Annotated in this window: 17 protein-coding genes; 10 read left to right on the forward strand and 7 right to left on the reverse strand. The window is 70.2% G+C overall.

The annotated features are described in order from the left end of the window. Positions 1-160: 160 nt before the first annotated feature. The 4 genes from FHR84_RS19155 to FHR84_RS19170 all read right to left on the reverse strand — a co-directional run bounded on the left by FHR84_RS19155 (position 161) and on the right by FHR84_RS19170 (position 2371). Positions 161-325 carry a hypothetical protein gene (locus tag FHR84_RS19155; RefSeq protein WP_179536933.1) on the reverse strand — a complete coding sequence of 55 codons (165 nt, stop codon included), beginning with the start codon at positions 323-325 and terminating at the stop codon, positions 161-163. 158 nt (positions 326-483) lie between these two features. Beyond that, complete coding sequence (locus FHR84_RS19160) at positions 484-888, reverse strand: arsenate reductase/protein-tyrosine-phosphatase family protein (RefSeq protein ID WP_179536934.1); 405 nt, start codon at positions 886-888, stop codon at positions 484-486. A 23-nt stretch (positions 889-911) separates the two neighbouring features. Next, positions 912-1958, reverse strand: coding sequence for an ACR3 family arsenite efflux transporter (arsB, locus tag FHR84_RS19165; RefSeq protein ID WP_179537036.1), 1047 nt, complete (start codon positions 1956-1958; stop codon positions 912-914). Between the two features lie 47 nt (positions 1959-2005). Next, the gene (locus FHR84_RS19170; protein WP_179536935.1) at positions 2006-2371 is read right to left on the reverse strand and encodes an ArsR/SmtB family transcription factor; all 366 of its coding nucleotides are present in this window, start codon (positions 2369-2371) and stop codon (positions 2006-2008) included. An 86-nt stretch (positions 2372-2457) separates the two neighbouring features. Here FHR84_RS19170 and FHR84_RS19175 point away from each other — a divergent pair, with 86 nt between their 5' ends. From FHR84_RS19175 to lplAB, 5 genes are all read left to right on the forward strand, one after another. Then, the gene (locus FHR84_RS19175) at positions 2458-2895 is read left to right on the forward strand and encodes an ArsI/CadI family heavy metal resistance metalloenzyme (protein WP_179536936.1); all 438 of its coding nucleotides are present in this window, start codon (positions 2458-2460) and stop codon (positions 2893-2895) included. A 181-nt stretch (positions 2896-3076) separates the two neighbouring features. Next, positions 3077-3832, forward strand: coding sequence for an SDR family oxidoreductase (locus FHR84_RS19180; protein WP_179536937.1), 756 nt, complete (start codon positions 3077-3079; stop codon positions 3830-3832). 136 nt (positions 3833-3968) lie between these two features. Beyond that, entirely contained in the window at positions 3969-4844 is an 876-nt protein-coding gene (locus FHR84_RS19185) for a LysR family transcriptional regulator (RefSeq protein ID WP_179536938.1), read from the forward strand. 423 nt (positions 4845-5267) lie between these two features. Beyond that, positions 5268-6512: an RNA-guided endonuclease TnpB family protein gene (locus FHR84_RS22590; protein ID WP_246300814.1), complete on the forward strand. Its 1245-nt coding sequence runs from the start codon at positions 5268-5270 to the stop codon at positions 6510-6512. Next, positions 6440-7489, forward strand: a complete 1050-nt coding sequence (gene lplAB / locus FHR84_RS19200; RefSeq protein ID WP_179537037.1) for a lipoate-protein ligase LplAB — start codon at positions 6440-6442, stop codon at positions 7487-7489. Before FHR84_RS22590 ends, lplAB begins: the two co-directional genes overlap by 73 nt. A 12-nt stretch (positions 7490-7501) precedes the next feature. On the opposite strand, the gene FHR84_RS19205 is transcribed toward lplAB, so the two are convergent. The 3 genes from FHR84_RS19205 to FHR84_RS19215 all read right to left on the reverse strand — a co-directional run bounded on the left by FHR84_RS19205 (position 7502) and on the right by FHR84_RS19215 (position 9762). Next, positions 7502-7735 carry a DUF5703 family protein gene (locus FHR84_RS19205; RefSeq protein WP_179536939.1) on the reverse strand — a complete coding sequence of 78 codons (234 nt, stop codon included), beginning with the start codon at positions 7733-7735 and terminating at the stop codon, positions 7502-7504. Next, entirely contained in the window at positions 7732-8733 is a 1002-nt protein-coding gene (locus FHR84_RS19210) for a YncE family protein (protein ID WP_179536940.1), read from the reverse strand. Before FHR84_RS19210 ends, FHR84_RS19205 begins: the two co-directional genes overlap by 4 nt. 108 nt (positions 8734-8841) lie before the next feature. Beyond that, positions 8842-9762 carry an aldo/keto reductase gene (locus FHR84_RS19215; protein ID WP_179536941.1) on the reverse strand — a complete coding sequence of 307 codons (921 nt, stop codon included), beginning with the start codon at positions 9760-9762 and terminating at the stop codon, positions 8842-8844. A gap of 287 nt (positions 9763-10049) precedes the next feature. Here FHR84_RS19215 and FHR84_RS19220 point away from each other — a divergent pair, with 287 nt between their 5' ends. From FHR84_RS19220 to FHR84_RS19240, 5 genes are all read left to right on the forward strand, one after another. After that, on the forward strand, positions 10050-10898 hold the full coding sequence (locus tag FHR84_RS19220; RefSeq protein WP_343075336.1) for an undecaprenyl-diphosphate phosphatase: 849 nt from the start codon (positions 10050-10052) through the stop codon (positions 10896-10898). A 79-nt stretch (positions 10899-10977) separates the two neighbouring features. Beyond that, positions 10978-11664, forward strand: coding sequence for an MSMEG_4193 family putative phosphomutase (locus FHR84_RS19225; RefSeq protein WP_179536942.1), 687 nt, complete (start codon positions 10978-10980; stop codon positions 11662-11664). Beyond that, complete coding sequence (locus FHR84_RS19230; RefSeq protein ID WP_218863406.1) at positions 11661-12131, forward strand: DUF6314 family protein; 471 nt, start codon at positions 11661-11663, stop codon at positions 12129-12131. The genes FHR84_RS19225 and FHR84_RS19230 overlap by 4 nt, the downstream gene beginning before the upstream one ends. Next, the gene (locus FHR84_RS19235) at positions 12132-12896 is read left to right on the forward strand and encodes a M24 family metallopeptidase (RefSeq protein ID WP_179536943.1); all 765 of its coding nucleotides are present in this window, start codon (positions 12132-12134) and stop codon (positions 12894-12896) included. Between the two features lie 128 nt (positions 12897-13024). Further along, on the forward strand, positions 13025-13807 hold the full coding sequence (locus tag FHR84_RS19240; RefSeq protein ID WP_179536944.1) for an aminoglycoside adenylyltransferase family protein: 783 nt from the start codon (positions 13025-13027) through the stop codon (positions 13805-13807). Positions 13808-13867: the final 60 nt, after the last annotated feature.

Below are 13867 nucleotides of genomic sequence, written 5' to 3' on the forward strand. Positions count from 1 at the left end.
ACGACGTCGCACCGCAGGCCGACCACGCCGTTGCCGTTGCGGTGCTGGGTGGCCGGCCGCAGGTCGACCCGAGCGTCGTCGGGGCGTGTCGCCAGGCCACCGCCGACGAGGACCGGGCTGCCCCGAGTCGCCTGGGCGGCAGTCCTCCGTGGCGGGCGAATCAGTCGTAGCCGCGCACCAGGTGGGTGTCCTCCTGCTCGTCCACGTGCCACATGGTGCTGGTGTCGTTGGAGTGGTGCCCGGTCTGGCGTGGTATCCGCCGCGTCGGCGCGGTGGTGTGCTCGACCGCCGACGGCGGGGAAGGGGTGTCGTTCTCGGGATGCACGGCCTGCACTCCTCACTCGTTCTCGTGAAGTGTGTATCCGGCCATGCTGCACCCGGCGGGGTTTTCCCGCACGGTGATCGCGGGTCGGACGATCCCGCTGCGGCGGAGTCGCCGCGGGACCGTCCGACCGCGAACCGTCGGTTGTCCGCGCTGCCGTCTCAGCCCTCGGGGAGCAGCTCGGTCAGCAGCTTCCGCACCCGCTCGTCGATGGCGTCACGGATCGGGCGGATCTCGTCGAGCGTCTTGCCTGCCGGGTCGTCGAGCTCCCAGTCGAGGTAGCGCTTACCGGGGAAGACCGGGCACGCGTCGCCGCACCCCATGGTGATCACCACGTCGGAGGCCTCCACGGTTTCCGCGTCGAGCTTCTTGGGGAATCGCCGGGAGACGTCGACGCCCAGTTCGGCCATGGCGTCGACGACGACCGGGTTGACCTCCTCGGCCGGGGTGGATCCGGCCGAACGAACACCGACCTTCCCCGGGGCGTGGTGGTGCAGCAGCGCCGCGGCCATCTGCGAGCGGCCCGCGTTGTGCACGCAGACGAACAGTACTTCCGGGACGGGCACGTCGTCCTCCTCGCGGGACGTTTTCACGGACGCCGGACTGGCGCGGGCGCGGGGGCGAACCGTTTCCGGGCGGCCAGGCTGACGTAGACCAGCGCGACCAGGACGGGAACTTCGATCAGGGGGCCGACGACGCCGGCCAGGGCCTGCCCGCTGGTGACTCCGAAGGTGGCGATGGCCACGGCGATGGCCAGTTCGAAGTTGTTGCCTGCTGCGGTGAACGCCAGCGTGGTCGAGCGTTCGTAACCCAGTCCGATGCCTTTGCCCAGGGCGAACGAACCCGCCCACATGGCGGCGAAGTAGATCAGCAGTGGCAGCGCGATGCGGACCACGTTCCACGGGTTCGAGGTGATGGCCTCGCCCTGCAGGGCGAACAGCACGACGATGGTGAACAGCAGCCCGTACAGCGTGAACGGACCCACCCTGGGCAGGAAGCGGTTCTCGTACCAGGACCTTCCCCTGGCGCGTTCCCCGAGCCGGCGGGACAGGTACCCGGCCACCAGCGGTATGCCCAAAAAGATCAGCACCGAGCGGGCGATGGACCAGGCGGAGACGTCCAGCCCGGCGGTGTCCAGGCCGAGCCAGCCGGGCAGCACGGCCAGGTAGAACCAGCCGAGCCCGGCGAAGGCCAGCACCTGGAACACCGAGTTCAGCGCCACCAGCACCGCGGCGGCCTCGCGGTCGCCGCAGGCGAGGTCGTTCCAGACTATGACCATGGCGATGCAGCGGGCCAGGCCGACGATGATCAACCCGGTGCGGTACTCGGGCAGGTCGGGGAGGAAGGTCCAGGCCAGGGCGAACATCACCGCCGGTCCTGCGATCCAGTTCAGCAGCAGCGAGGACACCAGCAGCCGCTTGTCCGAGGTGACGGTGTCCAGCCGGTCGTAGCGGACCTTGGCCAGCACCGGGTACATCATCACCAGCAGGCCGACGAATATCGGCAGCGAGATCCCCGAGGTCACGTGCAGCGAGTTCAGCGCCGTGTTCAGTCCGGGCACGAACCGGCCCGCCAGCAGACCGAGGATCATGGCCGCGCCGATCCACACCGGCAGGAACCGGTCCAGCACCGACATGCGCGCCGCGACGGCCCTTTCGGCCGGTGCCGTGGTTTCCGTCGAGGTCACGCCGGCATCACCTCGCTGTCGGCGGGCAGCAGTACCTCGGACAGCACGGCCAGCATCTCGGTGCGCACCCGGTAGTAGACCCACGTGCCCCGGCGCTGCCCGTCGATGATGCCCGCTTCGCGCAGCACCTTGAGGTGATGCGAGATCGTCGGCCCCGACAGGTCGAACGCCCCTGTCAGGTCGCACACGCATGCCTCGCCGCCCGCGTGGGAGGCGATCAGGGACAGCAGGCGCAGTCGGGCCGGTTCGCCGATGGCCTTGAACACCCGCGCCAGGTTCGTGGACTGCTGCTCGTCCAACGGTTGGCGCATCAGCGGCGAACAGCACAGCTCCTGTTCGCCCTCCGCCTCTTGTTTCGACATAACTCTATATTGACATCTGTCAAATCCGAGGGGCAAACTCGGTCGCGCTCGTTGTTTCGACAAACATCTATACAGGAGGTCGGGAAATGTCCCGCGCTCAACTGGCCCTGCGCGTCGGCGACCTGCAGGGGTCGATCGATTTCTACACCAAGCTGCTCGGGGGAGAACCGGCCAAGCTGCGCCCCGGCTACGCCAACTTCGTCGTCGACGAACCACCGCTGAAGCTCGTCCTCCTGGAAGGCGAGCCGGGGCAGGAGACCGTCATGGACCACCTCGGAGTCGAGGTCGCCGACACCGCCACCGTGCACGCCGCCACCCGGCGGTTGTCCGAGCTCGGTCTGTTCACCGAGTCCGAGCAGGACAGCACCTGCTGCTACGCGACCCAGGACAAGGTCTGGGTCCACGGTCCTGGTCGGGAGCCCTGGGAGGTCTACACCGTCAAGAACGACTCACCGGACTTCGGCGAGTCCGCCCCGGCGGAACAGGGCGAGTGCTGTGCGAACGACCACGACGTGAAAACCTGACCGCGCCGGAGCGCGTTCCCCGCCGCGCGCGGGCAGCGCCCCGCCTGTCACCCGGATATATCGGCCGCGTTTGTACGGCCACCGGAAGTTCGTGTTTCCCGGACCCCGCGACGGCTCCCTAACGTCGACGGTGCGGCCGTTGCCGGGTCGCCCGGCGGCATCGACATCGAAGGGGGAGAACATGTCCGGGAAGAAACTGCAGGACAAGGTCGTGGTGATCGGCGGTGGGGCCAAGAACCTGGGTGGGCTGCTGGCCACCGGCTTCGCCGCGGACGGGGCGAAGATCGTGGTGCACCACCACAGCGACTCCTCGGCCGACGACGCCGCCAAGACCGTCGAAGCGGTCCGCGAGGCCGGCTCGCAGGCGGTGGCGGTGCAGGGGGACCTGACCCGGGAGGCCGAGGTGCGGCAGTTGTTCGACGCCGCCGTGGACACCTTCGGCGGGGCCGACATCGCGGTGAACACCACCGGGATGGTGCTGCGCAGACCGATCCTGGAAACGACCGAGGAGGACTACGACCGCATGTTCGCCGTCAACTCCAAGGCGGCGTACTTCTTCATCCAGGAAGCCGGTCGCAGGCTCAACGACAACGGCAAGATCATCAGTTTGGGGACGTCGTTGCTGGCGGCGTTCACCGACGGGTACTCGACCTACGCCGGAGGCAAGGCTCCGCTGGAGCACTTCACCCGCGCGGCGGCCAAGGAGTTCGCCGACAGGGGCATCTCGGTCAACACCGTGGCCCCGGGTCCGATGGACACCCCGTTCTTCTACCCGCAGGAAACACCGGAGCGGGTGGAGTTCCACAAGTCGCAGGCCCTGGGCAACCAGCTCACCCAGATCGAGGACATCGCCCCGGTCATCGAGTTCCTGGCCACCGACGGCTGGTGGTTCACCGGACAGACCATGTTCCCCAACGGTGGCTACACCACCCGGTGAGACCGGGCAGGCGGTGCGGGCGGCCCGAAGCCCGCCGCCCGCACCGCGCGCCGGGGCCCGGCACGGTGCGAACGGGGCAGCACCCCGGCCACCGGGCCTGCCGGCAACTCGACGAGCAGCGAAAACAGGACACTACATGGCACTGGACCCGCACAAGCTCGAACACCTCGTGGCGGTCGCCGAGGTGGGCAGCTTCACCCGCGCGGCCGCGCGGCTGCACTTGTCCCAGCAGGCCCTGTCCACCTCGATCCGCGCGCTGGAACGCGAAGTCGGCGTCGACCTGCTCGACCGCGGCGGCAACACGCTGACCGTGCTGCCCGCGGGCAACGCGCTGGTCGCCGACGCACGGGTGCTGCACGGCGTGTCCCGCTCCGCGGTGCTGCGCGCCCGCCGCATCGGACGCGGACAGCACGAAACCCTGCGCATCGGGCACACCCCCGCCGTGACCGGGGACGAGGTCACCACGTTGCTGCGCCGGGTCCACCGGGACCACCCCGACCTCAGCCCGCAGGTCAACCAGCGCTACCCGGGCGAGCTGACCGAGCAGCTGCTCGCCGGCGACCTCGATCTGGGACTGTGCCGGGCGATGACCCCCGCCCACGGTTTGACCCGCGGCACGGTGACCCACCAGCGCCTGCGGCTGGCCGTGTCCCGCGAACACCGTCTGGCCGACCGCGACAGCGTCGAGATCGGCGAGCTGGAGGACGAGTCCATCATGGTCTGGGGGCACCCCGGCCGCTCCGGCTACACCGATCTGCTCGTCGACCACTGCCGCAGGGCCGGGTTCGAACCCAGGGTGCATCGCAATCCGATCCAGGGAACCCCGCCGGTGACCGCGGTGCTCGACACCGACTACGTCGCCTTCGTCACCGCGGTTCCCGGCTCCGCGGCCAACGGGCACGTCAGCGTGCTCGAACTGCGGCCGCCGCTGTTCGTGCCGCTGCACGCCCTCTGGTCCCGGTATGCCACCAGCCCGTCGCGGGACGCTTTCCTGGAGACGGCGATCGACTGAGGCACCCGCGCTCGGGAAGCGCCGCGGCGGAGCCACAGGGGGCGGTTCCGCACCGGCACGCGAGTTCGGCGCTGTACGATCCCGCCCGCACGGTCGGCAATCACGTGGTGGAGGGGAACTCCTCCGCCTCGTGGTCTTTTCGGTGGTGGTTTCCCGGGGTACCGGAAACCACCGTGTCGTTTCCACGGGGGCGGATCTTCGTTGACTCCCACACCACCTGAGGGCCCGCCCGCACCGGCCCGTCGGCTGGGGACCTTCGACGCCGTGGTGCTCGGGATGGGCTCCATGCTCGGCGCCGGGGTGTTCGCCGCGTTCGGCCCGGCCGCCGCGGCGGCAGGCTCCGGGCTGCTGATCGCGCTGGCGGTGGCGGCGGTGGCGGCGGCGGTGGCCTACTGCTCTGAAAGCGGCGGAGGTACCGCCGCGATGACCACGGTGTTGCAGGCGTACCGATTCGCGCTCGACCCGACCGAGCAGCAGCGGGCCATGTTGTCCTCCCACTGCGGTGGGGCACGGTTCGCGTTCAACTGGGGGCTGGCTCGGGTGGAGGCCGTGCTGGATCAGCGCAGCGCGGAACGGTCCTACGGTCTCGACGAGGACCAGCTCACCCCGGCGATGAACTGGTCGGCCCACTCCCTGCGCAAGTCCTGGAACGCGGTCAAGGGCGAGGTGTCCCCGTGGTGGGCCGAGAACTCGAAGGAAGCCTACGCCTCCGGGCTGGCCAATCTGGCTGACGCGCTGGGTAACTGGCACAAGTCCCGCATCGGCAAGCGTGCCGGGAAGCGGGTGGGGGTCCCCCGGTTCAAGTCGAAACGTGGTCGATGGTCGTTCTGCATTTCCACCGGGCAGTTCGGGCTGGTCAAGCAGGACCGGCGGCACGTCACGCTGCCCCGCATCGGGTCGGTGCGCACCCACGAGTCCACCCGCAAACTGGCCCGGCATGTGGAGCGGGGCACTGCCCGCATCCGGTCGGCCACGGTGTCGTTCCGGCGGGGCCGGTGGCACGTGTCGTTCTCCGTGGAGATCACCAAAGCTGACCCCAACCCGGCTCCCCGCGACGGACCGGTCGGTGTGGACCTCGGGGTGAAGCACCTGGCGGTGCTCTCGACCGGCGAAACCATCGACAACCCGAAACATCTCGACCGTGCGCAGCGGAAACTGCGCCGACTGCAACGCCAAGCGTCCCGTCGTCGTGCTGGTGCTGCTCGTCGATCTGCGCGGCGCGATCGGATTCTCCAGCTTCGCTGTGCTGCTGTACTACACGCTGGCCAACGCCGCGGCGTTCACGCTGCCCGGGCCGCGACGGCGCGGGCAGCGCCCGCTGGCCGCGCTCGGCGGGGGAGGATGCCTGCTGCTGGCGGCCACCCTGCCCGTGCGGGCGGTGCTGGGTGGGATCGCTCCGATGCTGTGCGGGCTGGTGTTCCGCGCCGCCGGTGCCCGGTGGCGACGCGGGCGAGGTTCCGCCCGGCGCTGAGCCCGCCACCGGTGGGACCTCGCGCCGGTCCGGTTCCGTGCGGGTTGACGTCGGCCCGGCCTCGCGGAGGCCTAGAGTTGTCAGCGGCCGATTCGAAGCCGCTACAGGTGCGAGGTGCGTCGTGTTGCACGGGGAGTACAAGGTTCCGGGCGGGAAACTGGTGGCCGCCGACGTGGAGGTCGCCGACGGCAGGCTGAGCAGTGTGCGCATCAGCGGAGACTTCTTCCTCGAACCCGACGAGGCCCTCGACGAGATCAACCGGTCGGTGCGGGGGGCCGCGGTGGACGCGGACGTGGACACGCTCACCGCTCTGGTCCGGGACGGGACGGACCCGCAGGCGCGGATGGTCGGTTTCGGGCCGGAGTCGGTGGCCGTGGCGGTCCGGCGCGCCGTGACCGGATCCACCGGCTGGCGCGACCACGAGTGGAGGGTGATCCGGGAACAGCCCAGGTCGCCGTTGATGCACATGGCCCTGGACCAGGTGCTGGCCGAGGAGGTGGCCGCGGGGCGCCGGTCGCCGACGTTGCGGTTCTGGGAGTGGGCCGACCCGTCGGTGATCATCGGCAGTTTCCAGTCGGTCCGCAACGAGGTGGACATGGCCACCGCCGAGCACCACGGGATCGAGGTGGTGCGGCGGATCACCGGGGGCGGTGCGATGTTCGTCGAACCGGGCAACACGGTGACCTACTCGCTGTACGCACCGAAGTCACTGGTCGCGGGAATGTCGTTCGCCGACTCGTACGCGTTCCTGGACGACTGGGTGCTGGAAGTGCTGCGTGAGCTGGGGCTGAACGTGTGGTACCAGCCGCTGAACGACATCACCTCGGACGGGGGCAAGATCGGGGGCGCCGCGCAGAAGCGGGTCGCGTCCGGGTCCGTGCTGCACCACGTAACGATGTCCTACGACGTGGACGTGGAAAAGCTCGGTCAGGTGCTGCGCGTGGGCGGGGTGAAACTGTCCGACAAGGGGGTCGGCAGCGTGGTCAAACGCGTCGACCCGCTGCGGCGTCAGACCGGTCTGGAACGGCAGACGATCATCGACCGGCTGGAGTCCGGTTTCCGTGGCCGCTACGGGCTGGTCGAGGACCGGATCGGCGCGGACGAGCAGCGGCGTGCCGAGGAACTGATCGAGACGAAGTTCGCCACCTCGGAGTGGTTCCAGCGCGTGCCCTGAGCGGGGCCGTGCTCACGGCAGCGGAAGCGGCTCCGGAATCCCGGCGGCCGCGCGGGTGCGTTTGCGGCGCAGCCACACCTTGCGTGACCCATCGGAGTAAAGCAGCACCCGGGACAGCTCCCAACCGGCGAACTCCGCGTGGATGCTGAGTCTGGTCGCCGCGCTCAACCGGGACACCCCGGGAGGCAGGCGCAGGGGGTAGTACTCCCAGCCGGGATCGGACTCCACCGTGCTGGTCGCGCTCAATTCCTCACCACCTGTAGTCCTTCACCGGCTGCCGAAGCGATGTAGCGGGTGCCGGTTTCCGGGTTCACCGCGACCGATTCGGGTTGGCGGACCGTGGGTACGCGGTGGGTCTCCTTCGCTTGTCCCGTGGCCGTGTCGTAGCCGACGAGCTCGTTGCGAGCGGTCAGAGTGACCCAGGCCAGATCCTGGCCGGGATCGTAGGCGAGGCCGTAGGGGGACCCGGCCGCGGGGGAACGCTGTTTCATGATCAGCGGTTCGGTCGCGAACGCCATGAGCTCCTCGCCTCTGGTGTCGACGACCAGCACGCGCCCGAACCCGTCGGTCACGGCGCGGGTGGCTCCCTCGCCCGCGCGCAGCGCGGGCTGCTTGTCCCCGGTGTCGATGTCGAGTGGCGTCAGGGAGGTGGTCAGCCGGTCCAGCACGAGCACGGTCTCCCCCCGGCGGAGCAGTTCGCTGGCCCCGGGGAAGCCGCCGACGCGGCGCTGGATCTCGCCGTCGCGGAGGATGGCCACGTCCTTGGCCGCCGGGCGGGCGACGAAGAGTTCCTCGCCGACGGGCAGAGCATCGGCAGGGCCACCGGCCACGGGGGTGCGGTTCAACCGCCCGGTTTCGAGGTCGATCTCGGCGACCGTGTCGGCCTCGGGCAGCGCGGCGAGCAGCGCCTCTCCGTCCCGGAGGGGGCGCAGCGACGCCGCGGGTGCGGGCAGGTCGACGGTGCGGGGCGGCTCGTCGAGGGCGCGGGTGTCGAACAGGGTGAGGCTCGCGCGGCCCGCCCCGGCCAGGGCGAGGGTGTGCTGTTCGGGCAGAACGACCGCGTGGTCGGCGGGCGGGGCCTGCACGATCCGGCCCGCCGGTTCGGTATCCGTGGGCGGGGCGGTGGCCGGCGTCGCGGCGGTGAGCTCGTCGGTGACCTGCAGGGGGCGTGATCCGCTGTCGTTGCCGGCGCAGCCGGCCAGCAGCGCCGAGGCGGCCAGGCACGCGGCGATGAGGCGTCGCAACGGCGACCTCCCTGGGGAAGACGAGCTTGCGCGTCGGTGTCGACGTGTCCCCCAGGATCCCGCATCGGTTCGTTCCCGTTGTGACCGGGTTTGTCCGCTCAGCAGGGGTCACGAGGCGCTGACGTCGTCGAGGGCGGCTTGGATGGCCGGGGGCAGGGTCACCTCCTCGCACTCGAGACAGCTTTTGAGCTGTTCGGCGGTGCGGGCCCCGATGACGGGAGCGCCGACACCGGGGCGGTCGCGTATCCAGGCCAGGGCCACCGCGGCGGGGGAGGTGCCGAGTCCGTCGGCGGCGGTGGTCAGCGCGTGCACGATACGTCCGGCCCGGTTGGTGCGGTGGTGATCGAGGTAGTCGGCCAGCTCGGGGTCGGCGGCTCGGGAGTCGGCGGGGGGCTCGTTCTGGTATTTGCCGGTCAGCACGCCACGTCCGAGTGGTGCCCAGGCGAGCAGGGAGAGGTTGTGGTGACGCGCGGCGGGCAGGATCTCGGCTTCGGGGTGGCGCTGCAGCAACGAGTACTCGGTCTGGGCGCAGGCCAGGGGGATGCGCCCCGGCACGGCGCCCTGCAGGGCGGCCGCTGTGGCCATCTGCCACCCGCGATGGTTGGAAACCCCTATGTAGCGGACTTTTCCGCTGGTGACCGCCGTGTCGAGCGTGTCGAGGGCCTCTTCGACGGGCACGGTCGGGTCCCAGCCGTGCAGTTGCCACAGGTCGATGTGGTCGATGCCCATGCGGCGCAGCGAGCCGTGCAGCGAGTCGAGCAGTGCCGCTCTGGAGGGGTGCGGGCCCGTGGTGGTGGCGATGAGCAGCTGTTCGCGCGCGACCTCGTTGTCCAGCAGCTCGCCGAGCATCGTCTCGCTGCGCCCGCGCTGGTACTCGGGGGAGGAGTCGACCAGGGTCCCGCCGGCCTGGTGGAAGGTGGCCAGCTGGGCGGACGCCTCGGTGCTGTCGGTGCCGTGCCCCCAGTTCATGGTCCCCAACGCGAGTCGTGACACGCGCAGACCGGTGTTTCCGAGTTGTCGATAGCGCACGGTCGCACAGCGTATTCGTTCCCGGAACGTTCCGCCGAGTTTCGGGGTGAACACACTCGGTTCGCAATTTTTGTGTCATGAATCACTCATTGCCCTGTTGAGTGAGTCGAGCTTGCCCTCGAGTGGCGCAACGTGTCCGCAAGAACGGAGATTCGTCCACTGACCTGCCCAGTTGGGTTCGCGTTCACCGCGGGCGGCCCGCTACCACACCTGTTCGGGGCATGCTGCAAGATTTCCGGCCGAGAAAGGCCGTACGTGGTGCTCCGGACGGAGCGCGATATTCGACTGTGCTGGAGTGGATTCCGTTGACGTGGTTGCAGGCCGTGGTGCTTGCCGTGGTGCAGGGTTTGACCGAGTTCTTGCCCGTTTCGTCCTCGGGGCACTTGCGGGTCGTCTCGCAGCTGCTGTTCAACGCCGACGCGGGCGCGTCGTTCACGGCGGTCACCCAGATCGGCACGGAACTCGCCGTGGTGATCTATTTCTTCGCCGACATCGCACGCCTGATCGCGACGTGGTTCCGCGGCATGGTCAATCCCGAGGTGCGGCGCACCCAGGATTACCGACTGGCGTGGTACGTGATCGTGGGCAGCATCCCCATCGGGATCCTCGGGTTCTTCTTCCAGGACCTGATCCGGGGAGCGCTGCGCAGCCTGTGGATCACCGCGACCACGCTGATCGTGTTCGGCCTGCTGCTCGGGCTGGCCGAGCGTTACGGGCCCCAGCTGCGCAAGCAGGCCGAGCTGCGGCTCAGTGACGGTGTGCTCATGGGGCTGGCCCAGTCCCTCGCCCTGGTGCCCGGGGTGTCCCGCTCCGGCGGAACGATCACGGCCGGCCTGGCGCTGGGGCTGAACCGCCCCACCGCAGTGCGGTTCTCGTTCCTGCTGGCGATCCCGGCCGTGTTCGCGGCGGGGTTGTTGGAGCTGGGGCACGTGTTCGATCCGGGCGGGGCGGGTCTGCAACCGAGCGGTCCGCAGATGCTCGTGGCCACTGTGCTGGCCGGGCTGGTGGGCTATGCCTGCATCGCCTGGCTGTTGAGGTACGTGGAAAAGCACAGCGTCTACCTGTTCGTCTGGTGGCGTGTGTTGGTCGGCCTCGCCGTGTACGTGCTGCTCGGTTTCGGTGTGCTGCAGGCATGACCGTGTGACGACCAAGTGGACGACGAAAGGTGCCGCACCGGATGTCCGGTGCGGCACCTTTCGTACGTATGCTCGAGGCGTGGCGACGGTGATTTTGCTGCGACACGCGCGTTCGGCGGCCAACGGCGCGGGAACGCTGGCAGGCCGCACTCCCGGTGTCGGTTTGGACGAGACGGGCCGGACCCAGGCTTCCGGGCTGGTCGATCGGCTCCGCCCCGTCCCGCTGCGGGCCGTGCTGGCCTCCCCGCTGCAACGATGCGTCGACACGGTCGCCGACCTGGCCGGTCGGCGTGCCCTGCCGGTGGAAACCGACGAGGGGCTCTACGAGGTCGACTACGGCGACTGGACGGGCCGTTCGCTGAAGGAGCTGTCCGAACAACCCCAGTGGCGTGTGGTCCAGCAGCACCCTTCCGCCGCGGTGTTTCCCGGCGGCGAGGGCCTGGCCCAGATGCAGGCGCGGGCGGTGGCCGCCGTGCGTGCCCAGGACGCGCGGGTGGCCGAGGAACACGGTTCGCAGGCGGTGTGGCTGGCCTGCACGCACGGTGACGTGATCAAGGGGCTCCTGGCCGACGCGCTGGGACTGCACCTGGACGGTTTCCAGCGGATCGTGGTCGAACCGTGCTCGTTCAGCGTGATCCGCTACACCGAGACCAGACCGTTCGTGCTGCGGACCAACGACACCGGCACCGACCTGTCGGGACTGGTCCCCGCGGAGAGCGAGGACTCGAACGACGAGGCCGTGGTGGGAGGTGCCAGGGGAAGTTGAACGCATCGTGTGGTCGTGCCGTGCACGACCTGCCCGCCTTCTTCGGCGGGGACTGGTCGCTGCGGCGGGTGATCTCGGACCCGGACGGGGGCAGGCTGGGCGAGTTCGAGGGCTCGGCCCGTTTCGTCCCGGACGAGGACGTGCTGCACTACGAGGAACGGGGGTCCCTGCGGCTGGGCGAGCACCGGGGGCCCGCGTTCCGCGCGCTGCGTTACCACGTGACCGGACCGGGCCGGGCCCACGTGCATTTCGACTACGGGGACTTCTTCCACGCCCTGGACCTGCGGGAAGGCTACTGCCGAGCCGAACATCCCTGCCGGGACGATCTGTACCGGGGTGAGTTCGGCGTGGTCGACGACGACACGTGGTGGCAGCGCTGGGTGGTCTCCGGTCCGACGAAGAACCACGTGCTGTGCACCGAGTTCTCCCGCGGGCGAACCCCGCCGGGCCCGGAAGGGACCACGTGAGTGCCGCGGGGGTCGGTCGAACTCAGATCCGCCGCCGAGATCGGGGCCATGCGTGATGCGGGCCGTGCCGTGGCCGCGGCGCTGAACACCGTCACCGCGCGGATCACCCGGGGAACCACCGGCGCCGAGCTGGAAGCCACCGCCTGTTCGGTGCTGGCCGCCCACGACGCGAGGCCCGCCTTCGACGCGACGCGACACTCCGCCTCGCGCAGGCGGGCACTGACCGTGTCCCGCGAGGAGGTGATCCGCGGCCGCGCGCCGGACGGGAACGGGTTCGTCCCGGGCGAGCTGGTCACCGTGGAGTGCGCGGGCAGCGTGGGAGGCTGGTGTGCCTGGTCAGCGGCCACGGAGACCGTCGGCGCCGAGGACGAGCCCGCGCGGCGTTCGGCCGGCACGGCCCGGGAGGCGCTGCGCGGTGCCGCGTCCGCGGCCACGGCGGGCAACCGGCTGGGAGACCTCTCCCACGCGCTCGGTCTGGTGGTGCGCGGAGCGGGCTACGGGATGCCCCTCTCCTGTGGACACGGCATCGGACGCGCCCTCCGGGAACCTCCCGCGCTTCCGCGGCCCGGAAAGCGAGGCGAAGGGCTGCCGCTGCGCCCGGGCATGGTGGTGACGATCGTGGCGGCGCTGGCCGACGGAGGATCCGACGGGGTCCGGCACGGGCCCGACGGTTCGGTGGAGACCGAGGACGGAAGCCGCTGCCTCCTGCTCGGGGAGACGGTCGCCGTGACCGCCCGGGGCCCGCGGGTCCTGACGGTGCCGTGACCACGGACCAGCGGCCCCGACCGCGTGAGTTCCGGGGAGATCTGTCCACCACGCTCGGTCGGGATGCCGTTGTGGACGGTGTGACCGGCGCGGGGAAACGGCCGGGACCGAATGGAGGGAGCAGGTCGATGTCGCAGGAGGAGGACACCGCGCGCCTGGTCCACGACGTGCTCGGCGCGGACGTCGTCGGGATCTACCGCCACGGCTCCGCTGTGCTCGACGGGCTGCGCCCGCACAGTGATCTCGACCTGCTCGTCGTGTCCCGGCGGCGCATGACGTGGCGGCAGCGGCGGGCGCTCGTCGACGGCCTGCTGCGGGGGTCCGGTGCCGTCGGGCCACCCGGTTCGGCCCGGCCGGTGGAGTTGACGGTCGCAGTCGATACCGATCTGAGGCCGTGGCACTACCCGCCGCGCTGCGAGTTCCAGTACGGGGAGTGGTCGCGCGCGGAGTTCGAGAGCGGTGAGCTGCCGTCACCGGTGAGCAGCCCCGACCTGGCCCCGCTGGTGACGATGGTGCTGCTCGGCGACGCCGCGGTGTACGGTCCTCCGCCGGGGCGGGTGCTCGATCCCGTACCGCACGAGGATCTCGTCCGCGCGTTCGCCGCCGCCGTTCCGGAACTGCTCGACGAGCTGTGGTCCGACACGCGCAACGTGGTGCTGACGCTGGCACGCATCTGGTCCAGCCTCGTCACGGGAGTGATCAGCTCCAAGGACGCCGCGGCCGACTGGGCGCTCCACCGGCTCCCGGAGGGGCACCGCCCCGTGCTCGTGCACGCGCGAGCCGTCTACCTCGCCCAGCAGGAAGAGGACTGGGAGAACACGGCGCAGCGGGTCCGTGCCTGTGCCGAGTACGTCGTCGGAGAGATCCGGCGGTTGCTCGCACGAGGAAGCGTCCCGCGCCTCGGGCGTTGAGCACCGATTCGGGACCGCGCAGGTCCGCCTCGGTGACGGTGACCCGGTGTTCGTGTTCGC

Origin of the sequence: Actinopolyspora biskrensis, from assembly GCF_013408175.1 — a bacterium.
Classification (GTDB): Bacteria; Actinomycetota; Actinomycetes; order Mycobacteriales; family Pseudonocardiaceae; genus Actinopolyspora; species Actinopolyspora biskrensis.

What these genes read in the sequence shown, in the direction of transcription:
- FHR84_RS19180 (WP_179536937.1), top strand. Translation starts at nt 3,077, where the DNA reads ATGTCCGGGAAGAAACTGCAGGACAAGGTCGTGGTGATCGGCGGTGGG.
- arsB (WP_179537036.1), bottom strand. Translation starts at nt 1,958, where the DNA reads ATGTCGGTGCTGGACCGGTTCCTGCCGGTGTGGATCGGCGCGGCCATG.
- FHR84_RS22590 (WP_246300814.1), top strand. Translation starts at nt 5,268, where the DNA reads ATGACCACGGTGTTGCAGGCGTACCGATTCGCGCTCGACCCGACCGAG.
- FHR84_RS19185 (WP_179536938.1), top strand. Translation starts at nt 3,969, where the DNA reads ATGGCACTGGACCCGCACAAGCTCGAACACCTCGTGGCGGTCGCCGAG.
- FHR84_RS19170 (WP_179536935.1), bottom strand. Translation starts at nt 2,371, where the DNA reads ATGTCGAAACAAGAGGCGGAGGGCGAACAGGAGCTGTGCTGTTCGCCG.
- FHR84_RS19240 (WP_179536944.1), top strand. Translation starts at nt 13,025, where the DNA reads ATGTCGCAGGAGGAGGACACCGCGCGCCTGGTCCACGACGTGCTCGGC.
- FHR84_RS19175 (WP_179536936.1), top strand. Translation starts at nt 2,458, where the DNA reads ATGTCCCGCGCTCAACTGGCCCTGCGCGTCGGCGACCTGCAGGGGTCG.